The organism is Syntrophorhabdaceae bacterium (assembly GCA_028698615.1).
In the GTDB taxonomy this organism is placed as follows: domain Bacteria; phylum Desulfobacterota; class Syntrophorhabdia; order Syntrophorhabdales; family Syntrophorhabdaceae; genus Delta-02.
In genome coordinates, this window is sequence record JAQVWF010000005.1 from 92,225 (window position 1) to 112,958 (window position 20,734).

Annotated in this window: 22 protein-coding genes and 1 tRNA gene; 7 read left to right on the top strand and 16 right to left on the bottom strand. The window is 54.1% G+C overall.

Annotated features, from left to right (window positions below):
* Positions 1-8: 8 nt before the first annotated feature.
* From pstA to serA, 11 genes are all read right to left on the bottom strand, one after another.
* The gene (gene pstA, locus PHC90_03570) at positions 9-845 is read right to left on the bottom strand and encodes a phosphate ABC transporter permease PstA (protein MDD3845420.1); all 837 of its coding nucleotides are present in this window, start codon (positions 843-845) and stop codon (positions 9-11) included.
* Complete coding sequence (gene pstC, locus PHC90_03575; protein MDD3845421.1) at positions 842-1,705, bottom strand: phosphate ABC transporter permease subunit PstC; 864 nt, start codon at positions 1,703-1,705, stop codon at positions 842-844. The genes pstA and pstC overlap by 4 nt, the downstream gene beginning before the upstream one ends.
* On the bottom strand, positions 1,698-2,510 hold the full coding sequence (locus PHC90_03580; GenBank protein MDD3845422.1) for a phosphate ABC transporter substrate-binding protein: 813 nt from the start codon (positions 2,508-2,510) through the stop codon (positions 1,698-1,700). Before PHC90_03580 ends, pstC begins: the two co-directional genes overlap by 8 nt.
* A 3-nt stretch (positions 2,511-2,513) precedes the next feature.
* Positions 2,514-3,194: a phosphate signaling complex protein PhoU gene (gene phoU, locus PHC90_03585; GenBank protein MDD3845423.1), complete on the bottom strand. Its 681-nt coding sequence runs from the start codon at positions 3,192-3,194 to the stop codon at positions 2,514-2,516.
* Positions 3,195-3,358: 164 nt separating this feature from the next.
* Positions 3,359-3,631, bottom strand: a complete 273-nt coding sequence (locus tag PHC90_03590) for an isoamylase early set domain-containing protein (GenBank protein ID MDD3845424.1) — start codon at positions 3,629-3,631, stop codon at positions 3,359-3,361.
* Between the two features lie 124 nt (positions 3,632-3,755).
* On the bottom strand, positions 3,756-4,946 hold the full coding sequence (locus tag PHC90_03595; GenBank protein ID MDD3845425.1) for a pyridoxal phosphate-dependent aminotransferase: 1,191 nt from the start codon (positions 4,944-4,946) through the stop codon (positions 3,756-3,758).
* Positions 4,947-5,056: 110 nt separating this feature from the next.
* Complete coding sequence (gene tilS / locus PHC90_03600) at positions 5,057-6,532, bottom strand: tRNA lysidine(34) synthetase TilS (protein ID MDD3845426.1); 1,476 nt, start codon at positions 6,530-6,532, stop codon at positions 5,057-5,059.
* A complete protein-coding gene (locus PHC90_03605) occupies positions 6,514-6,732 on the bottom strand; it encodes a zinc ribbon domain-containing protein (GenBank protein ID MDD3845427.1) in 219 nt (72 codons plus the stop codon). Before PHC90_03605 ends, tilS begins: the two co-directional genes overlap by 19 nt.
* An 11-nt stretch (positions 6,733-6,743) precedes the next feature.
* Complete coding sequence (locus PHC90_03610) at positions 6,744-7,628, bottom strand: hypothetical protein (GenBank protein MDD3845428.1); 885 nt, start codon at positions 7,626-7,628, stop codon at positions 6,744-6,746.
* The gene (ftsH, locus tag PHC90_03615; GenBank protein ID MDD3845429.1) at positions 7,618-9,525 is read right to left on the bottom strand and encodes an ATP-dependent zinc metalloprotease FtsH; all 1,908 of its coding nucleotides are present in this window, start codon (positions 9,523-9,525) and stop codon (positions 7,618-7,620) included. The genes PHC90_03610 and ftsH overlap by 11 nt, the downstream gene beginning before the upstream one ends.
* A gap of 248 nt (positions 9,526-9,773) precedes the next feature.
* The gene (serA, locus tag PHC90_03620; protein MDD3845430.1) at positions 9,774-11,396 is read right to left on the bottom strand and encodes a phosphoglycerate dehydrogenase; all 1,623 of its coding nucleotides are present in this window, start codon (positions 11,394-11,396) and stop codon (positions 9,774-9,776) included.
* A 111-nt stretch (positions 11,397-11,507) separates the two neighbouring features.
* Here serA and PHC90_03625 point away from each other — a divergent pair, with 111 nt between their 5' ends.
* From PHC90_03625 to argC, 5 genes are all read left to right on the top strand, one after another.
* The gene (locus PHC90_03625; protein MDD3845431.1) at positions 11,508-12,275 is read left to right on the top strand and encodes a hypothetical protein; all 768 of its coding nucleotides are present in this window, start codon (positions 11,508-11,510) and stop codon (positions 12,273-12,275) included.
* Between the two features lie 4 nt (positions 12,276-12,279).
* Positions 12,280-13,980: a glycosyltransferase family 39 protein gene (locus tag PHC90_03630; protein MDD3845432.1), complete on the top strand. Its 1,701-nt coding sequence runs from the start codon at positions 12,280-12,282 to the stop codon at positions 13,978-13,980.
* Positions 13,981-14,075: 95 nt separating this feature from the next.
* Positions 14,076-14,522: a 50S ribosomal protein L13 gene (gene rplM, locus PHC90_03635; protein ID MDD3845433.1), complete on the top strand. Its 447-nt coding sequence runs from the start codon at positions 14,076-14,078 to the stop codon at positions 14,520-14,522.
* Positions 14,515-14,907: a 30S ribosomal protein S9 gene (rpsI, locus tag PHC90_03640; protein ID MDD3845434.1), complete on the top strand. Its 393-nt coding sequence runs from the start codon at positions 14,515-14,517 to the stop codon at positions 14,905-14,907. The genes rplM and rpsI overlap by 8 nt, the downstream gene beginning before the upstream one ends.
* Positions 14,908-14,911: 4 nt before the next feature.
* The gene (gene argC / locus PHC90_03645; protein ID MDD3845435.1) at positions 14,912-15,934 is read left to right on the top strand and encodes an N-acetyl-gamma-glutamyl-phosphate reductase; all 1,023 of its coding nucleotides are present in this window, start codon (positions 14,912-14,914) and stop codon (positions 15,932-15,934) included.
* A 40-nt stretch (positions 15,935-15,974) separates the two neighbouring features.
* Here the strand turns inward: argC and PHC90_03650 are convergent, their stop codons facing one another.
* Together PHC90_03650 and PHC90_03655 are read right to left on the bottom strand one after the other, a co-directional pair.
* Positions 15,975-16,943, bottom strand: coding sequence for a lysylphosphatidylglycerol synthase transmembrane domain-containing protein (locus PHC90_03650; GenBank protein MDD3845436.1), 969 nt, complete (start codon positions 16,941-16,943; stop codon positions 15,975-15,977).
* Positions 16,940-17,821, bottom strand: coding sequence for a DMT family transporter (locus PHC90_03655; protein MDD3845437.1), 882 nt, complete (start codon positions 17,819-17,821; stop codon positions 16,940-16,942). The genes PHC90_03650 and PHC90_03655 overlap by 4 nt, the downstream gene beginning before the upstream one ends.
* Before the next feature lie 165 nt (positions 17,822-17,986).
* Between PHC90_03655 and PHC90_03660 the strand changes: the two genes are divergently transcribed.
* The gene (locus PHC90_03660) at positions 17,987-18,973 is read left to right on the top strand and encodes a ketoacyl-ACP synthase III (protein MDD3845438.1); all 987 of its coding nucleotides are present in this window, start codon (positions 17,987-17,989) and stop codon (positions 18,971-18,973) included.
* A gap of 42 nt (positions 18,974-19,015) precedes the next feature.
* Positions 19,016-19,105, top strand: a tRNA-Ser gene (locus PHC90_03665).
* 156 nt (positions 19,106-19,261) lie between these two features.
* On the opposite strand, the gene PHC90_03670 is transcribed toward PHC90_03665, so the two are convergent.
* The 3 genes from PHC90_03670 to PHC90_03680 all read right to left on the bottom strand — a co-directional run.
* On the bottom strand, positions 19,262-19,546 hold the full coding sequence (locus PHC90_03670; GenBank protein ID MDD3845439.1) for a type II toxin-antitoxin system RelE/ParE family toxin: 285 nt from the start codon (positions 19,544-19,546) through the stop codon (positions 19,262-19,264).
* A 1-nt stretch (position 19,547) separates the two neighbouring features.
* Positions 19,548-19,775, bottom strand: coding sequence for a ribbon-helix-helix domain-containing protein (locus PHC90_03675; GenBank protein MDD3845440.1), 228 nt, complete (start codon positions 19,773-19,775; stop codon positions 19,548-19,550).
* A gap of 570 nt (positions 19,776-20,345) precedes the next feature.
* The coding region (locus tag PHC90_03680) for an N-acetyltransferase (protein ID MDD3845441.1) at positions 20,346-20,734 on the bottom strand (389 nt) is incomplete at its 5' end.

Here is a 20,734-nt window from a genome sequence, read left to right on the forward strand (position 1 = left end):
TATCCCTGTTATGAATATCGCGCAATGGCCCTGTTCATGATGTAATACGCCAGTATGTTGATGAGCAGGATGCTCAGTACAAGCACCACCGCGGTGCCGTACGCCTTCTCCATGGATATGCCCTCGCGGGCCAGGATGTAAAAGTGGACCGCCATGGTCCTGCCCGAGTCCATGAGGGAAAGGGGGAGCCTCAGTGAACTGCCCATGGTGAAGATGATAGCCGCCGTTTCACCAACGGCGCGCCCGATGCTGAGCATGATTCCCGTCAGTATCCCCGGCATGGCGGCAGGGAGAACCACCTTCTTTATCGTTTCCCATTTGCTTGCGCTCAAGGAGTAGCTGACTATTCTGAGTTGCCGGGGCACGGCCCTTATCGCCTCCTCGGATGTCCTGATGATGGTGGGGAGGATCATGATGGTCATCGTGAGAACGCCTGCGAGCAGAGACCAGCCCATCTTCAGCTTTATCACGAAAAAGATAAAACCGAAAAGGCCATAGAGGATCGACGGGATTCCCGCAAGAGATTCGACGCCGAAGCGGATGAATTTCGTAAAGAGGGACTCCTTCGTATATTCCGTGAGGAATATCGCAGTCCCGAGACCGAGAGGGGTGGCCAGAAGGATGGACAAAAGGGCGAGTTGTATGGTTCCCACGATCGAGGGGAAGATGCCGCCCTCCCTTCCCATGTCCTCGGGAAAGGAAAAGATGAACGCGAAATTGGTATGCGGGAAGCCCTTGAAGAAGATTATCGCCACGATGACGATGAGTATCCCGACAGTGAAGAATGCCTGTACGTTGAGTCCCATCCTGACGAACCGGTTGATTATCCGAGGATTGATTCTCATTTGGCGATTTTCCTCTTTATGCCGAAGTTAGCGATATAATTGAGTATCATGATTATGAGCATGAGGACCACACCCGTCGAGAAGAGCGCGAGGCGATGGTCGCCGGTGGCGTACGCGAGTTCCAGGGCGATATTGCCCGTCAATGTCCTCAACGGGTCGAGGATACTTGTAGGTATCTTGAGGGCGTTGCCGGCGATCATGATGACCGCCATCGTCTCTCCTATCGCCCTTCCCATGCCGAGGATGAAACTTGCCAGTATGCCGGATTTCGCGGAGGGAATGATGACCTTGTAGATGGTCTGCCATTTCGTAGCGCCCATCGCAGCCGAGCCTTCACGATAGGTCTTGGGGACGCTGACAAGGGCGTCGAAGGAGATGCTGATGATGGTGGGCAGGATCATGACGCCGAGAACAAGGGATGTGGATATGAGAGAGAATCCGGATCCCCCGAGATAATTTCTGACGAGAGGGACGATATAGATGACGCCGAGGAAGCCGAAGACAACGGAAGGAATGCCGGCAAGCAATTCAATGGCCGGCTTGAGAAGCATCTTTGTCTTCTTCCCCGCGTACTCGGAGAGATAGATGGCACAGGAAAGACCCATGGGAGCACCGATGAGGAGGGCCCCGGTAGTGACGAGAAAGGACGATATGATCATCGGGAAGATGCCGAAATGACCCTTGGTTGGCGCCCACTTCATCCCGAAGATGATCTCTTTGACCCCCACCTTAAGGAAGAGGGGCAGACCCTCGGCAAGGATGAAGATGAAGATGAGAAAGAGGAAAAGAAGTGATGAAAGCGCAAAGGCTACGAGCACCCACTTGACGAAGCGCTCCTTGACTACCGCTCTGTCAATCATAAAACCCCACGAGTCCTTCGTTCTTGAGGATCTGTTGCCCTTCCCCGGAAAGGACATAGTCGATGAACTGCGTGGTCCTGGGGTCCGGCTCCCCGTTGGTCACGTAAAGAAAAGGCCGTACTATCTTGTAGCGGCCCGACTTGATGGTCTTGATGGAGGGGCTGACGCCGTCGATGGCAACGGGTTTCACGTTCTTGCCCACCAGGCCCATGGATATATACCCTATGGCATAAGGGTCGGTCGCGACGACCTCCTTGACGGATCCGTTGGAGTCCTGCACCATGGTGCCGTCGTCTATCTCGGCACCTTTCATGATCAGGTCCTCAAATGCGCCCCGTGTACCTGATCCTTCCTCACGGGACACCGCGTCTATCCTTCTGTCAACCCATCCCATCTGTCGCCAGTTCGAGATGCGGCCACTGAATATCCGGCGTATCTCGTCGAGGCTCAATGTGCCGATGGGGTTGTCGGGATGGACGACGATGGCTATTCCATCATAGCAGATAGTGATAGTGCTCAGTCTCTTTTCCTCGTTCTTTAATCCCCGCGACGACATCCCCAGTTCGACGGTATTGTTGATCGTGGCCTGGATGCCCGCGGTTGAGCCGCCTCCCTGCACGTCGACGATGAAGCCCTTGTGGTCTACCATGAAATGCTCGGCAAGCTTCTCTGTGAAGGGCATGACCGACGTGGAACCGGCAATGGTGATGGTGTGTTTTCTTCCGGACTTGTCATTGAAGGTACCTGAACAGGAAAGCAGAGTGGCGATGAGAGGTAGAATTATGACCCATTTCCTCAGAAGCATATATTATTCCTGGGGATCCTTGGAATGTCTTATTATCTTTCCCTCTACGAGGAAGATGACCAGTTCGGCGATATTGACGGCGTGATCGGCCATCCGCTCCAGGTACTTGGAGATAAAGAGCACCCGGGTGGCCCGTGATATCGTCCGCATGTCCTGCATCATGTACGTCAGGAGCTCGCGAAAGATCTGGTCGAGCAGCTGGTCGACTTTTTGATCGTCCTTGGTGACCTTTCGTGCGGCGGCCACGTCTTCCTTGACAAAGGCGTCAAGACTCTCCTTGAGCATCAGCTGCACCGTCTCGGCCATCATGGGCAGATCTATGTATGGTTTGAGCTGAGGTTCCTGGTTCAGTTCCTGGACCCTCTCACAGATATTGACGGCCATGTCGCCGATACGCTCCAGGTCGTAGTTGATCTTGATGGCTGTCGTGATGAAGCGCAGGTCGCGTGCCGCAGGCTGCCGCAGAGCCAGGAGTTTGAGGCAGAACTCGTCGATCTCAACTTCGAGGGCGTTGACGACCGGATCGTCCTCTATGACCTTGTCGGCAAGGTCGGAGTTGCGCTCGAGGAGTGCCTTGATCGCTTTGTTGATAGCTTTCTCAACCAGCCCGCCTTCATAGAGGAGCTTCTCCTTGAGCTCTTTAAGCTCAAGATCAAAAGTCTTGTAGATGTGTCCTTCAAGCATTGCCTGCCTCCTGATCTGGATGGCAAGAGTATAGTCGCTTTTGCCACCGATTACAATCGGATTTTGAGGCCTGACAAGCCGTAGAAGGGGTTCCGGGCAGGGCCGCAGGACCGGTTGCTTCCCGTGAGAGGCTCGAGGTTGCCGCTCCGTCTCCTTCGGGGAGTTCAGACGACAACTACGGAATTGAAGCCGCCGAACTCGTTCATTTCCTTATGGCTGGAAGAGGGATCTTCGATCCAATTGCCGTCAACAATGAACCGGTACTGGTGGATACCCTGGGGGAGCATGATAGTTGTTTTCCAGGTTCCCTTTGCATCCTTTTTAAGAGGGCGCCCGGAGGGGTCCCAGGAATTGAAAGAACCGGCGATATAAACGTGGCTGGCCCCGGCATCGCTGAATTTAAATGTTACACGTTTCTTCGCTTGTTTTTCCGCCATTGTACCCTCCTTATTGTCCCATCATACTACCACAATCTGGTGTTTTCATCCAGAGGGCAAAGACAAAGAGGGGACTGTGCGCAAGGCCGCATCGGTCCCCTCTTTGCGAAGTGTGGTCTTCTTCTCAGGTCATGGATGCAACCGCTTTGGCTATCCTGTTCACGCCCTTTTCAATGACGTTCATGGATGTGGCAAAGGAGAGCCGGAGGTATCCTTCCTTGCCAAACTCCACACCGGGAACCACCGCGGTATGAAACTCGTCGAGAAGGATCTCTGTCAGCGTTGTCGATGAATCCACAACGCGGTCCTTGTATCGCCTTCCGAGAACAACATTGAAGTTGGGAAATACATAGAAAGCGCCTCTCGGGTCATAACAGGTCACGCCTTCAATGCCCCTCAGGCTTTTCACCAGAAAATCCTTTCTCTTCTTGAATTCGGCGACCATGGTGCCGATGAAGTCCTGCTTGCCGCTCAAGGCGGCAAGCGCCGCCATCTGCGATATGGAGGTCGGGTTCGAGGTGCTCTGGCTCTGGATGTTGCCCATGGCTTTTATAATGGCGGCGGGGCCCGCGCTATAGCCTATTCTCCAGCCCGTCATGGCATAGGTCTTGGAAACACCGTGGCATATGATGGTCCGGTCCTTGAATGCGTTGTCCATGGAAGCGATACTGACGTGGCGGTAATCATCATAGACGAGCTTCTCGTAGATCTCGTCGGAGATAAGGAAAAAGTCGTGCTCCACTGCAAGCCTGCCTATAGCCTCGAGGTTATCGCGATAGAAAACAGAGCCCACGGGATTCGAGGGATAGTTGAGAATGACTGCCTTGGTCCGGGGGGTGAGGTGTTTCTTCAGGGTGTCCGCTGTGATCTGGTAGTCGTCTTCCTCGCTGGTTTCGAGGATTACGGGCTTGCCGCCTGCAAGCTCGATCATCGGCGGATAGGATACCCAGAAGGGGGCAGGGACTATAACCTCGTCGCCTTCCTGGAAGAGGGCCTGGAACAGGTTGTAGAGACCGTGTTTTCCACCGCAGGAAACGATGACCTCTTCGCGTTTGTAGTCAAGGCCGTTGTCGCGCTTGAATTTTTCGATTATTGCGTCTTTGAGAGGATCGATGCCGGTGACGGGGGTGTAGCGGGTGAAATTGTCGTTGATGGCCTTGATGGCGGCATCTTTTATATGTGCAGGAGTGTCGAAGTCGGGCTCGCCCGCGCCGAAGCCGGCGATGTCTATTCCCTGGGCCTTGAGTGTTTTTTCCTTTGCCGAGATGGCCAGTGTAGGTGAGGGTTTCAGTGAGGCGGCTCTTCTGGATAGCATACGGCAACTCCTTTAGGTTTTTTGGATAAGGAGTAAAGGTCGGATCCATCACTCCTCACGTGCCCGAAAGGCATAGCGGATACTTTTTTACACCATGAGGGAAGGACCTGTCAATCAGAAATTGAAGAGGGTTGACAGGATTTTCGGGTGGTCACCTTCAGGACTCTGCCGGTGTTGCTTTCTATTTTGAACCGGTCGTCGATCCGGTGGCCCACGACCCAGATAATTGCATCGCCGCAGAGCAGGAGTGGAGTCTGCCTGCGTGACTCCAGCGGTATCTTCCTGGATATGAAGAAATCCTTTATCTTCACCAGCTGGTCCATACCGAGGGGGCGGAACCTGTCGCCGGGACGGAATGTGCGGATAACAAGGCTGTCGAGGGAGCCGAGCTTGCCGAGGTCGAAGTATGCCGTGAAAGCGTTCACTGGATAGGAAGGAGGAGGTTCCTTCAAGACGGTGACGGTGACATTCATCTCGAGGGGAGCGATGCAGTTCTTCCCTTCCACAAGGAGAAAGGTCTCCTTGACCGCCGCCGGAGCTTTCTTCGTGGTGAATATGAGCGTGTCATAGGCCCTGGTTATCCTGAGAGAAGAAGGCAGATCGAGGCGCAGATTTGGTCTTTGAGAGGACAACACCTTTTCGATGAGCCCGATATGTTCCCTGAGAGGGACGAAAGGCGCCAGGTTCCCGATGATTTCGCTGATGACCCTGAAACGGGTCTCTTCATCGAGTTTCATAAGCGGCCCGACGGGTACGAGAGTGTCGCCGCCGCTTTCACGCATATTCTTCGCAGCGAAGGTGCGCTTCTTTTCGTCGAAGAAGCCGTTTATCTTTGTGAGGTCCCCGAGGAGGGAAACGACCTTATCCTTGAATGCCGGGTTCAATTCGTTGAGGAGAGGAATTATCTTGTGGCGAACGTAGTTGCGTTCATAGACCGTCTTGTCGTTGGAGGAATCGCTGACAAAGGGGATGGAGCGGGCCGCGGCATAGGATTCTATCTCTGACCTGTAGGTGTTGATGAATGGCCGTACTATCCTCTCGCGCGCGGGAGGTATCGAAGACAATCCGCGGATACCCGTCCCCTTGACGAGTCTCAGAAGAAAGGTTTCGATCTGGTCGTCGAGATTGTGGGCGACGGCAACCTTCGTGTATCCCTCGCGGTCGGCCGTTTCATTGAAGAAACGGTACCGGATATCCCTGCCTGCGTGCTGGACAGAGAGTCCCATCGACCGGGCATAGCCCTTCACGTCCGCCCTTTGCACGAAACAGGGAAGCTTGCAGCGCTCCGCTGTTTCCCTCGTGAAGGCTTCGTCCCTTTCCGACTCTTCCTGTCTCAGGAGATGGTTCACATGGGCGACGGCAAGGTCGAAGGGAACCCTCTCCCGGATCTCCATGAGCACAAAAAGGAGTGTCGCCGAATCGATGCCCCCGGAGAAACCGACAAGGACACGGTCATTCTCGGCGATCATACCTTCATTCGTAATGAGTCGTGATATTTTGCGGGAGAGATCCATTCCGTGCCGTGCCGTGCCTGACAGGACAGGGGTCTTCCGCAGGTTGTCCGCCGTCACGAACAGCCCGAGCAATCAGGCGAGGAGCATCCGGCGCAGGAACCACCCGAACCACCCGACGATCTGAACTTCGATCCCGCCGAAAAGCCGAAGGAAGACATATTCTTTTGCGGGTCCCTGGCCCCGCACGCGGGGCATTCAGGGACGTCGTCCCTGAATACTATCACTTCGAATTCATTCCCGCATTCGCGGCAGGTATATTCATAGATGGGCATAATTGCCTCCGCTAGTCTCGTTTCTTCTTCATCTCCCTCGAGAGATCGGCGATGAGGTCTGTCAGCGACTGGCGATGCCTTTCCCTGGTGCCGCTATCGACCTCCATGTCCTGTGCCTTCATGGCGAGGGCGAGGGCCCTCGTGAACATGTTCTTGAAATAGAAATGGTTGGCCGACGAAAAAAGGTAAAGGAAGAGCGCGGTTGTGTTGGAGGCGTCCATTCTGGTGATGCGCTTGAAGAGTTTCCTGGCCCTGTCGAAATATTCACTATCCAGGTAGCTGGCGGCCGTTTTGAAAATGAGAAGGGTCTTACCGTCCGCGTATGCCGTGAGGAGGATCTCGTCGAAGCCCTTTCGTCCGTATATCTTTACAAGCGTCTTCTCGTATTCGTAGAGGAAGCGGGGGAGCAGATAGTTGGCCTTGTATAGAAGGATAAGATCCTTGAGCTGCCTGACAAGTTCATCGGCAAGCACGGTAACCTCTTTCAACTCCTCCTTCAGGCGGGCCTTTGCCTTTTTCACCAGCGCTCCTATCTCATTGACGATCTTTTTTTCCTGCTCGTTCAGGTCCTGAAGGGCGATTTCACACTGGGGCTGGTAGTATTCCAGGAGATAGAGGTTCTCGCGGAGTTTCATCGCCCCGTGAAAGGTGTAACCGACGGTGATGTCGAAGAGCTTTTCTTTATAGCTCGCTTCTGTGGAATTGCGAAAGAGATCGTGGCACATCTCCTTGAGCCTGAAAAGGCAGCTTCTGCCCCTGTCATCGACGAAATCCTCGATGTTGGCAAAGAAAAGCTGTTCCTGGCGGAGCAAAGACTTGCACTCCCGGGCCTTTTCGTAGACGCACAGGGATTCCTTGATAAGGTCGATCTGTTTCTTGTCCAGATTAGTTACCATGGTCCCCCTCCACGTATTCCTTCAGCATTCGTCTCAGTTCCTCACCGTCGATGGATTCCTTTTCGAGGAGTGTTTTGGCGACCACTTCCAGAGACCCACGTTTTTCCGTAAGGATGCCCTTTACCTTTGTGTAGGAATGCTCGATGATGGCCCGCACCTCGTTGTCTATTTCCCTGGCCGTTTCCTCGCTGTAGTCTTTGGCGCCGGAACCGGGGCTGATATCGAGAAAGAGAGGCTTGCGTTCCTGTTCGAAGGTCATGTGACCGAGTTTTTCGCTCATGCCGTACTGCTTTACCATGGACCGCGCGATATCAGTTGCGCGGCCCAGGTCATTCTGGGCGCCGGTGGAGATCTCATCGAAGATGATCTCTTCGGCTACTCTTCCCCCGAGAAGGACGCACATGCGGTCGATGAGCTCGCTTTTCGTCATGAGATACCTGTCTTCCGTGGGAAGCTGCATCGTATATCCCAGGGCAGAGATGCCCCGGGGGATTATGGATATCTTGTGCACGGGGTCAGCGGTTTCCAGGGACTCGGCCATGAGCGCGTGTCCCGTTTCGTGATAGGCGACGATCTCTTTCTCCTTCTTACTCATCACCCTTTTCCTCTTCTCAAGACCGGCCACCACGCGGTCGATGGCCTCCTCGAACTCATCCATTGTCACGGAGGTTTTTCCTTTCCGCGCGGCAAGAAGGGCTGCTTCATTGATAAGGTTTGCCAGATCGGCACCGACGAAGCCGGGGGTTCTGGCGGCGATGACGGAGAGGTCAATATTGGGCGCAAGTTTGACCTCTCTGATGTGGACCTTGAGGATCTCTTCGCGCCCCTTGATATCGGGCCTGTCGACAAGGACATGCCTGTCGAACCTTCCCGGCCTCAGCAGCGCCGGGTCCAGGATCTCGGGCCTGTTCGTCGCGCCCACGATGAGGACCCCTGTCTTGGTGTCAAAACCATCCATTTCGGCAAGAAGCTGGTTGAGGGTTTGTTCGCGTTCATCGTGAGATGAAAGGGGATTCATGCCCCGTGCTTTGCCCAGGGCATCGAGTTCGTCTATGAAGATGATGCAGGGGGCTTTCTGCTGGGCCTGGGAAAAGAGGTCCCGGACCCGGGATGCCCCGACGCCGACAAACATCTCGACGAAGTCGGAACCGCTCATACTGAAAAAGGGCACCTTTGCCTCTCCGGCGACGGCCTTTGCGAGAAGCGTTTTGCCGGTACCCGGCGGGCCGACCAGCAGTATCCCCTTGGGGATCTTTCCGCCGAGATCGAGAAACTTCTGCGGGAAACGAAGATACTCGATTATCTCCTGGAGCTCCTCCTTCGCCTCGTCGACACCGGCGACATCATCGAAGGTTATCTTTATCTCGTCCTCTCCGTAGATCTTGCCCCGGCTTTTCCCGAAGTTAAGAACACCCGACGGCGCGCCGCCCATCTTTCGCATGAGGAGATTCCATATAAGGATCATGATGGCGAAAGGAAGTATCCATTCGATAATGATCCTGAGGATCTTGTTCTCGAAAGAACCGGAGAACTGAACGTTGCTCTTCTGGAGGTCCTTGACGAGGTCGGGGTCCTCGACCCTGCTCGTCACGAACTTAACCTTCTTGCCATCCTGCTGGGTCATGGTTCCCTGGATCTTTTCGGCGTCGATGGTGAGGTCACCGACCTTCATCTGCGTGACGAGGCCCTTGAACTCGCTGTAGGGTACGGTCTTTATCTCGGAACGGAAGGAAAGATAGCTGTTGATGACGAAGATGCCGATGATGGCGATGATAAAATAGAGGAAGGTGAAGTTCTTTGTTTTTTTCTCCTTGTCCTTATTCCCGTCCTTGATCTCCAGTATTATACCCTTGCGTTTTTTCAGGTTTTTTTTGGATCCTGACTTTTCTTTCGACATAGGTAAAGCATATCAGAAAATTTTGAGGTTTGAAACATGTTTGTGGGCGCAGGACGGTGCTTCAGGGCCGTGTGGCGGCGGCGTTCCGGAATGCAGGACAGCATGCAGTTCAGTTATGATGACGCAAGGGACCAACCTTGTTCTGGAGCAAGGGCTGTGGCTATCTCGAACCCTTGTTACTACTGACCAGGCATGGGAGAATATGTATTATCCTGGACAGCAGCGACCTATGACCTGTGACCTGCCTCTCACAGACGGATCTCCCTTGCCTCTATCATGCCGTCTATGGCCTTGATCTCCTTGAACACCGCCTTGCCTATGGGGCTGTCCACGGAAACGAAGGCCACTTCTTCGCCCTGCACCATGCGGGAAACGGTGAAGCTTGCTATGTTGATGCCGTGGTTGCCGAGGATGGTGCCGACCTTGCCGATGACACCGGGGCGATCGAGGATCTTGAAAGCAAGGAATGTTCCTTCGGGGATGACGTCGAGGTGAAAGCGATCAAGAAGGACGATCCTTCCGAGCTTGTCGGGGAAGACCGTTCCTGCTATGCTGATCTCCTCGACATCAGTCTTGAGGTTGAAGATGATGAGGTCGTTGAACTTGTCGAACTGTTCCGTTTTTGATTCCTCAACGATGATGTTGCGGTCCTTGGCCAGGTAGGGGGCGTTGATGTAAGTTACCGAGCCCTGGAGCGAGATATCGAGAAAGCCGTTGATTCCCGCGATGGTGAAGGGCTGGTAACTGAAGGGAACGTCGAATTTGCGTTCGCACAGATCTTCCTCAAAATTCTTTCCCACCATGACCACCGATATCCTCTCGGGCCTGCCCTTGCTGATCTGGGCCGCAAGCTTGCCCATTTTCTCAGACAGGTTGAAATAAAGCTGAAGGTGGTCCGGGAGGAGGGATTTCATGAAAGGTATGTTGACGCCATGCTGATAGGGGCGGCCATGGAGGGCATTGAGGACCTGTTCGGCGACGATGGCCGAAACGGCCTTCTGGCCTTCCGCCGTATTGGCGCCGATGTGCGGCGTGGCAAAAACGTTCTCAAGGGTGAGGAGCTTGTTGTTTTTGGGTGGTTCTTCTACCCAGACGTCGACGCCGGCGGCAAAGATCTTTCCCGAAACGAGAGAATCATAAAGGTCGTTCTCGTTAACGATCCCACCCCGGGCACAGTTGACAAGAATGACGTTGTCCTTCATGATGGCAAGCTTTTCGGCGGTGATCATGTTCTTCGTCGTTCCCGTGAGGGGCGTATGAAAGGTGATGACGTCGGAAACCCCGAGAAGGTCGTCGAGCTCGTCGTAAAGATTGACCCCGAGGCTCTCGGCCTTGCTCTTCTTTATGTAGGGGTCGTAGGCGATGACCTTCATGCCGAAACTCTTCGCGCGGATGGCAACGTTGCTCCCGATGCGGCCGAGACCGATAATACCCAGGGTCTTGTTGTTGAGTTCGATCCCCATGAACTTCTTTCGGTCCCACTTGCCCTGCTTAAGGGACTCGTTGGCGAGCGGTATCTTTCGCGCGGCGCCGAGCATGACGCCCATGGTAAGCTCTGTCGCGGCCAGGGTGTTCCCCGTGGGGGCATTGAGCACGATGAGGCCTTTCTTGCTGGCCGCCTCGATATCGATGTTGTCCACGCCGACACCGGCGCGCCCGATTATCTTGAGCCGGCCCGGATTCTCAATGAGATCCTCCCTGACCGTCGTGCCGCTCCGGGTAATAATGGCATCGTAGTTGCCGATGATTGTTTTCAATTCATCGAGCTTTATGCCAGCCTTGACTTCGATGTCGACTTCCTTGTCTGCCGCGAGGATCTTCAGCCCCTCTTCGGCAAGATGGTCTGTGACGAGGATCTTGAATTTTTTCATCGGAATCCGCCTAAGTTATTATTTCTTGTAATATTTCAGTGCTCGTGATATACGTAACGACAGTAAAAGATACCATCCGAATGAAGAAAAAGCAATACGGGACAAACAGTTGTGGCAAAGAACGAGCCTGCCGAAAACAGATCGCCGCTTGAAGCGAACCTGGGAGAGAAGAGACATCCAGGGGGCAGGCGGCCCCTTATCAACCGCAGCAACCTGCGCGATATTATCATTGTAGTCTGTTTCATTTCCGCCGTGCTCTACAACCTGGATTGGGTGAGGCTTGCAGTAGCGGGGGCCCTTTTGATCTTCGGCTGTTTCTTTCACTATATGACGAAGGGTGTCCTTATACGCAATGTGGTGTTGTGCCGGGAGGGGACGTACGGCGTGGTCCGGCATCCCTATTACATGGCCAACTATCTCATAGATTCGAGCTTCTGCCTCGTTAGCGGCAACGTCTACCTCCTTCTCATCTACCCGTTCCTGTTCTACTGGTCCTACGGCCCGACCATCAGGAAGGAGGAGGCCACGCTGGCCCAGCTCCACAACAGCGATTACCTGCGCTACAGTGTCGACGTTCCCCAGATATTCCCCGATGCGTACTCTATCCGGAGCATGAGGGAAGTGGGGAAGGGATTCTCGACGCAGAGGATCACACGCAACGAGATATCCCGGTTCATGCGGTTCTGGGCAACGGGAGGTTTTATCATATTCATTCATACCCTGAAGGGGGCCAGTTTTGAAAAGCTCTGGCCCTTTGATCCTGGTTTCATCAAGGATAACTCTCACGGTTTTGCGCTGTTGGTCCTCACCATAATTCTGTTCGTTGCCAGCCTTCTGGTCCAGTGCAAGAAGGAAGAGTCCGTCCTCAAAGCAGAATAACCCAATGAGAACCGATGTGAACAGCACGGCCGGTCAGAAATGGTCCCTTCCTGATTACATTGCGCTCACCGTCCTTGTTGCGGCGGCTGCCGTTCTCTTGTTCTCCGGCCTTTCGGTGCGCTCGCTGTGGGGTTCCGAAGGACGATGGGCCGTCATTGCCCGGGAGATGATGCAGACGGGCAACTACTTCCTCCCCACCATCAACGGCATTGTGTACTTTGACAAACCGCTCCTGAGCTATTGGGCCATTGTTCCTTTCTCCCTCATTTGGGGTGTTACCGAGACTTCTGCCCGTCTCCCCGGTGTCCTGGCTGGAATAGGGACGGTAGCCCTTGTCTTCGCCATCGGCAGGGGTCTTTTCGGTCTCGCGGCGGGGTTCTTCGCCGGCCTTATCCTTTTGACCACGGCCATGTTCGGTTTCTGGTCGAGAACGGCATCGGCGGAGGTGCTCAACGTTCTGGCCATATGGTCCATGCTGTGGCTCGTGCAAGGAAAAGATCGTAAGCGCCCCTTTACCAGGTACATGTTCTTTTACCTTGTGGGCGCGGTATCTTCCTTCTGTAAAGGACCGCTGGCGCCTGCCGTTGCCGTAACAACGGTCTTCGCGGTGAGCTGTGTGGAGATATTCGATGAATCGCGTCGGCACGGGTTCAAGGAGATGGGAAGGAAGGTGAGCGCCCACTTTGGTTGGATACTCTCTCCAAAAGGTGTTCTCGCGGCAGCCTGCGGACTCGCCCTCTTTGCCCTGCTCCTTTTTTTACCGGTTATCATGACGGGGTCGTGGGAGGCGGTGACGCTGATGTGGCGTGAGAATGTGGTGAGATTCCTGGAGCCTTTCGACCACGTCGAACCCTTTTATGTCTATTTCAAACACACGCCGGTATTCCTCATCCCCTGGACGTTTCTTGCCGTCGGGGCGCTCGTCCACATGAAGAAATGGGAGGGGGGTCCGGAAAGACGCTGGCTTGCGACTGTGACAGTCGCCGTCTTTCTCTTCTTTACCCTTTCCGGTTCGAGGAGGAGCTACTATATATTGCCTCTGGTTCCCGCATTTGCGCTGATCATGGGAAGGTCCCTTGCCGGATTTCTGAGTAACGATGGGGAGGGCACCTCGGTCGCGATGAAGGCGGGCCTTGTCGTCACGGCGTTCTTTCCGGTCATTGCGGGATTGGCCCTGGTTTTCGGTTACTTTGGATTCGAGGAATACCGACATGTTTCCGAGATAGTTGCCGGGCCCCTGATCGCCGCGGCCGGGGTGGCGGCGCTGATATTTCTGTTTAAGAGAATGTTCCTGCCGGGATCGGTCCTCGTGTTCCTGCTCTTTTTCACACTCCTCCTATGGGGGTTTACCGCGGGGACTTTAATAGGGGAGAGGGACAGGGTCCTGAAGCCCTTCGCCCTTAAGGTATCAGAGAAGACACGCGGAGAAGCACGCGACAGGACTGCCATGTACGGGGTGGCGAATTCGTCCCTCATTTTCTATCTCGACAGGACAGAGCCCGTGAAGACCTTGAAGAATGTCGCCGAGACCTGTTCCTTCACCGCGGACTCCGGCAGGTATCTTATCACCGAAGAGATCTTCGTGGAGAGCATTGAAAAGGAATGCGGCCGGGGCAGGCTCGTCAGGATATTAAGCGAATCGCCGGATGACCCGGAAGGACAGCGGGAGGGTCTTGTTCTTTTTCATACGGCCAAAGGGCCCTGAAACCCCTTCCAGCAAGCGTAAATCTTAAAGTTTTGCTTGACTTAGAGCAGCAAATATATTAACTTAGACAAATTTTTTTAAGGGTGAAAATGGTTATGAAGACATATTTTCCAAAAGAAGGTGAAGTTTCGAACGACTGGTACGTAATGAATGCCGACGGCGCCGTATTAGGAAGGCTGGCCGCCAGGGTTGCAACGATCCTCAGGGGCAAGAACAAGCCGGTCTTTACGCCGCACGCCGACACGGGCGACTTTGTCATTATCGTCAATGCTGAGAAGATAAAGCTTACCGGCGCCAAGCTCCTGCAGAAGACCTATCAGAGGCACAGCAACTATCCGGGCGGGTTGCGCGTGACAAACGCCAAGACCATGCTTGAGAAAAAGCCGGAAGAGGTCATATACCTGGCCGTGAAAGGCATGCTCCCCAAGAATACACTCGGCAGGAAGATTCTTAAGAAACTGAAGGTGTACAGGGGCAGCGAACATCCACATAAGGCCCAGATGCCCAGGGAGATATCGTTTAAGGAGGTACAAGGTGCCTGAAAAGAGGTACTACGCAACTGGAAAGAGAAAGACCGCCGTCGCGCGGGTCTGGATAAAACCGGGTTCCGGGGAGTTTCTTATTAACGGCAGGCCGTTTGAGAACTATTTTCCCGTAGAGGAACTCCGGCTCATGGTCAGCAAGCCCCTTGTATTGACGGGAAACGTCGGGAAATTCGATGTCGTCGCGAACATATACGGCGGCGGAATACCCGCCCAGGCATGGGCGCTCGGTCACGGCATTGCCAAGGCCCTTCTCGAGGTGAATGCCGGACTCAGGGTAGCCTTGAAGAAACAGGGTCTCATCACGAGGGACCCGAGATCCAAGGAACGGAAGAAATACGGAAAGAAAGGCGCCCGCGCCAGCTTCCAGTTCTCCAAGAGATAAATCCATGCCTACTGTCGGAATCGTAGGAGCAACGGGCTATACAGGCTCCGTCCTGATGTCCTTGCTCCTTACTCACCCCGATGCGAAGATAAAGCTCATCACGTCCAACACCTATCGGGGCCGCAAGATCTCTGAGGTCTTCCCCCTTTTCCGGGGCCGTTTCGAAGAGGTGCTGCAGCCCACTGATGGTGATTATCGCGGCTCCTGCGATGTCTATTTCCTGTGCTTACCGCATGGGACCTCCATGGAGAAGGCCCGGGAGCTTTTCGACGGGAAGGCGGTCATCATCGACCTCAGCGCGGACTTCCGTTTCGAAGATCTGGCGATATATGAAAGCGCTTACGTGCCCCACACCGCGAAGGACCTGGTCCCCAGCGCCGTCTTCGGCCTGCCCGAGCTGTACAGGCAGAAGATCAAGGGCGCGAAGCTCGTGGGTAACCCGGGTTGCTATCCCACATCGGCCATCCTGGCTCTTTACCCCCTCCTCAAGAATGGGATGCTTGAGGGCGATATCTTTATCGATTCAAAATCGGGTGTCAGCGGCGCCGGCCGTGAGGGGAAGGTAGGCAGCCTCTTCTGCGAGGTCTCCGAGGGCTTCCGTGCCTACAGCGTGGGTGTCCATCGTCATGAACCGGAGATACAGAAGGAAGTCAACAAATACTCGCCTCAGAGGATCTCCTTTATACCCCATCTTGTGCCCATGTCCCGCGGTATTCTGACGACGGTATACAGCAGGCTGGCGAAGGCCGCGAGGACCGCCGACGTTCTCGATGTCTTTCGTGAAACCTACAAGGACGACTTCTTTATTCGGGTGATGGATGAGAACGTCTATCCCGACACCCGCTATGTCCGTTTTTCCAACCATTGCGATATCGGCCTCAAGGTTCTCGATGACGGCCGTATCGTAGTCATCTCGACCATCGACAACCTCGTCAAAGGGGCCTCCGGCCAGGCTCTCCAGAACATGAACGTGGCCCTGGACCTCGACGAGAAGGCCGGACTCTCAGCGATACCGCAATACCCATAATTCTTTTGCGTTCCCGCGTAAAGGAACCGTAAACCGTTTTCTACTCCTCCATCCTCTGTATGTCCTTTATGTGCAGATGTTCCTTGATGATGAAGATGAATCCCATGATGTTGTAGGGGATGTACCATGAGGCGTGGAAGAAGAGGGACACCGCGAAGGATTGGGCTCTGGGAACCCCGAAGATGGCGAGGAGGTAGACAAGAAGGAATTGGTAGACGCCGATGTAGCCCGGGGAAGAGGGGACGGCAAGGCCGAAGTTGAGAAGAGCACAAACAAAGGGAACATAGGCAAAGGGCAGGGAGACTCCAAGGGTCTTCAGGGAGAAGTAAAGGGCGGTGCTCATGGACAGCCAGTTGGCTATGGAAAGCACGATGAAAAGCGCAATGTGCCCCGGCCTGCTTATGCGGCGAAGGTTTTCCTGGATCTCGAGCACCCTCGTCGCGAGCCTTGCGAGAAAGGGACGTTTGAACCCTTCGAGGAACCGGGCCATCTTCAAGGCGGTTCCTTCGCGGCTCACGGCGAAGAGCACGATCACGCAGACCACGAAGATGGCCACGAGAGCATAGAGTGCCTTGGATACCGAGACGGGAAGGGCCTGACCTGGGAAGAAAAGAAATGTGATGGAGAGAAGGCCCAGAAGGTCGAAGACCCTGTCGATGAACACTGTCGATACGGCGTAGGTAAAAGGGATGCCCCTTCGCTTCGAGATGGCATAGCCCCGCGCCACCTCGCCGATTCGGGCGGGCATGACGTTATTGATGAAGAGCCCGATGACAAGTGCGATAAAGGCATCGCGGAGCCTGACCTTGCTGCCCATTATCAAGGACCACCTGAAGGAGCACAGCGTCAGGCAGACGAAGATAAAGCAGACAGGAAGCAAGGCGTATGTGAGGTCGGCCCTGGCGATGGACTCGGCAAGCTGGCGGTATTCTATTCCCCGAAGGGAGAAATAGAGAAGTACGATGCTGATGACGAATCCTGCCGCTGTTATTAGCCTGTGTTTTTTCATTTCTTATAGTTTGTCACGTATATGCCGGCGCATACCATGAAAAGACCAGCTGCGAGCCCCATGGTGAACTCCTCGCCGTGAAAAAGGACTCCGAAAGCCACGCCGAAGATCGGTGTGAGAAAGGTGAACACCGAGAGCTTCGCTACGGGATAATCGTGGATGAGCTTGAACCAGAACAGGTATGAAGCAAAGGCAATGACAACTGCCTGGAAAATGAGCGACGAGATCGCCATTGCCCCGGGGTTATTGACCCACTCGGGTTCGATGAAATACGCGCACAGGAAGAGAACGGGAATGGAGAAGACAAGCTGATACAGGAACGTATTTATGGGATGCATCTTTTCCGCGAGATATTTCTTTATGTAGAGAGTCGTGGCACCCCAGAAGAAGGCCGCGAGGATCTCCAGCATGTCGCCTGCGAACATCAGCTTGTTATAGCCCGACGGCTTGCCGTAGAAGACGCTGACCAGCCCCGCGAAGGCGAGGAGAAGGCCCGTCCACTTGAGGGGGCTTAACCGCTCCCCCAGGAACAGATGAGCTCCGGCGGCAACCACGAAAGGCGAAAGGTAGATGAGGATGACGGCCCTTGCCGAGCCCGTGAACAGCAAACCAAGGTAAAGGCAGGCGAACTCAAGTCCGAAGAGAATCCCCACGACAATCCCGTGCACGAGGAGTGTTCCGCGATGATAGAGGTGCTGTTTGATGGCGAGGCAGTAGGCGATCCCCAGAGCCGAAGCTATCACGGAGCGAAGGAAAGATGTAAAAACGGGCGAGAACCCCGTGTTGGAGATCTTGATCGCCGAGTAATTGATTCCCCACAGAAGGGCAAGGATCAGGACGGTGATGAATCCCCGAGTGTCGATATGGTCAGTTTTCATTGAAATATGACCCATATTTTATAGACATAGATAGTTCATGTCAAGGAAATTAAGCCCCTTAGAGATATCCGGGCACACGATCCATCGTTTCCGGGTTTTCCCTTGACAATGCCTTGATATTTTTGTTTCTATTTAGCAGCAAAACCAAGAAAAACGGAGCTTTCCATGAAGAGAACTGCCATCATCGGGACGGGTTCGTACGTTCCCGAGCACATCATGACGAATTTCGATATTGAAAAATTTCTCGAGACGACAGACGAATGGATCTATACGCGGACAGGGATCAAATCCCGAAGAATAGCCGATAAGGACCAGGCGACGTCCGACCTTTGCAAGGTGGCCTGTGAGAGGGCAATGGAGGTCGCCGGTGTCAAGGCGTCCGACATTGATCTTATCATTCTCGCCACGATCACGCCGGACACCCATTGTCCTGCGGGATCGAACTGGCTCGAGGCCAAGCTGGGCTGCACCAATGCCGTTTCTTTCGACGTGACGGCGGCCTGCTCCGGTTTTCTCTTTGCCCTTCACGTGGCGGACAAGTTAATAAAGTCCGGGGCGAACAAGAAGGTTCTCGTGGTTGCGGGCGAGATAATGAGCAGGGTGGTCAACTGGAAGGAGCGGGAGAGCTGTATCCTCTGGGGTGACGGCGCAGGCGCGGTGGTGGTGACGGAATCAGAAACGGGGGCGCAGATCCTCTCGACCCACATCCATACGGACGGAGCCGCCGGCGACACGCTCCTCATGCCCGGCGGGGGATCGAAGACGACGCCCATCTCCCATGAAAGCGTCGACAAAGGTCTTCATTTCCTCAAGATGATCGAGGCGAACAAGTCCTTCAAGGTGGCCGTCACGCGATTCGCCGAGGCGAGCGAGGAAGCGGCGGCATTCAGCGGCTACACCGTCCATGACGCAGACATTATCATTCCCCACCAGGCGAACCTGAGGATACTCCAGGGCATGGCAAAGAAGCTCGGTGTCCCCAAGGAAAAGGTCTACATGACTATAGAGAAATACGGCAACATCTCCTCGGCGACGGTGCCCATCGCGCTCGACGAAGCAGTGCGCGACGGCACAATAAAGAAGGATTCCCTCGTCCTCCTCACCGCCTTCGGCGGCGGACTCACATGGGGAAGCAGCCTTATCCGGTGGTAACGGTTTACATTTGATTCAAAAATATTTAGAATAATCAATCCCGGAGGGATGGCTGAGCGGCCGAAAGCGGCGGTCTTGAAAACCGTTGGGCGTGCAAGCGCCCCGTGGGTTCGAATCCTACTCCCTCCGCCAAACCTTACGCCCCGATGGGGCGGTTCGAGCAAAAGACGGTTTCAAGTTTCAGGTTTCAGACAAGACCAGAACCTTACCCTTACATTCGTACGCCCTGCAGGGGGCCTTCCGTTTGCTCGTGAGCTTTCGTGTCTGCGCTTGGGTCATCAGTCTCTTCTAACCCGGAATTCTTTTCTTCTCGATGATCTGGTAGACCTCTTTCCTGTGAATGATCCCGAGGATCAGGACGTTTGTGTCCTGCACTCGAAACACCACCCGGTAGTCGCCGACGCGGAGTTTCCAGTATCCTTTCAGAGTTCTTCTGAGGGGCTCGCCGTATTCCTGAGGTGCCGTGAGGAGTCGTGTTTCTATGGCCTCTCTTATCCTTGCGGCAATGCGTTTGTCAAGCTTAGGGATATCTTCCGTTTTGACGGATGGATGGTACTTGAGTACGTATTCCACATCAGCCCCATACGTCCTCGTGGGCGATGGCTTTTTTCGCATCGAAACTCTTTTCCCGTCGTTCGGCGAATGCGGCAAGGGCCAGATCCTCGCGAAGCTCGATCGCTTCCCTGACCAGGTCTCTCACCACCATGGACCTGGACAACCCCTGTCGCTTCGCTATCTCATCCACCGCCGCGTAAAGCGGTTTCTCCAATACCACATTCACTCTCGCATTCTTGGTCGGCATGAGATCTCCTTTCGCTTATCAGTGTAACACTTGTGATACACCGGGTCAAGGGAACGATGAAACGGGTGTGATTCGGAGCGCGGCTGTTCGGGGATGAGGCATGGCGCGAGCCGGAGGACACGCAGGAAACATAGCCTGAAAAAACAGCAAGAAACCCAATCCATACGAACTTCACGTCATGTTTGAGTGTATTGGGCAAAGCCAGGGCATCGTTGCGAGCAGGTGATTGAAACTTGCCCGAGAGGGTTACTTGCTCTCCAATGAACGTTTCCTCCCTATTCCCGTAGTTGGTGGTGAGGGAGGAGACTGGGGGGCACGGGGTCAAATCTTTATTCTTGACAAATGCACTTTCCAGTGCGAAAGATTCTTGACACTATCCTCCTCTCCAAGGCCGGACAGGTGACGTTCAATAAGTAAACAACTCAGCCCGTCAGACTCCCTCCGTCTTATATTTCAGCGTAATGCAAGAAGACAGGCACCTTGCTTGAGAAAGTTATTTCGTTATTAACGAAGGCCCCCTGGTTGTTCAACTGCCGCTGTTGCGGGTCTTTAGCCCTTTGTTAGCAAGTCTTATTCTCTCCAATGTTGCGGTTCGTTAAGAGCTCTTGAGCATTCTACCTTTCCGTTGATATTCCTTAAGGCATCACCATTTAATGCTTGAACCATCCATGCCGCTGAATGCTCTTCAGGTATGGGATAGGGCGCTTCAAACCCCTGTCTTCCTGCCGGAGCGAATCCGCAACGTGGATAATATGTAGGGTGTCCGAGAACAAATACTAACTCTGTTCCTGATGCCTTCAATCGTTTTAGCCCCTCGTTAATTAGCTTCTGCCCGATTCCGCGTTTTTGAACGTCTGGGAGTATTGCTAACGGAGCTAGTATTTGAGCAGATACTGGGGATTCGGTTTGGGTGATTCTAACTTTTGTGTAAAGAATATGCCCGATCAGTTTGTCATCAT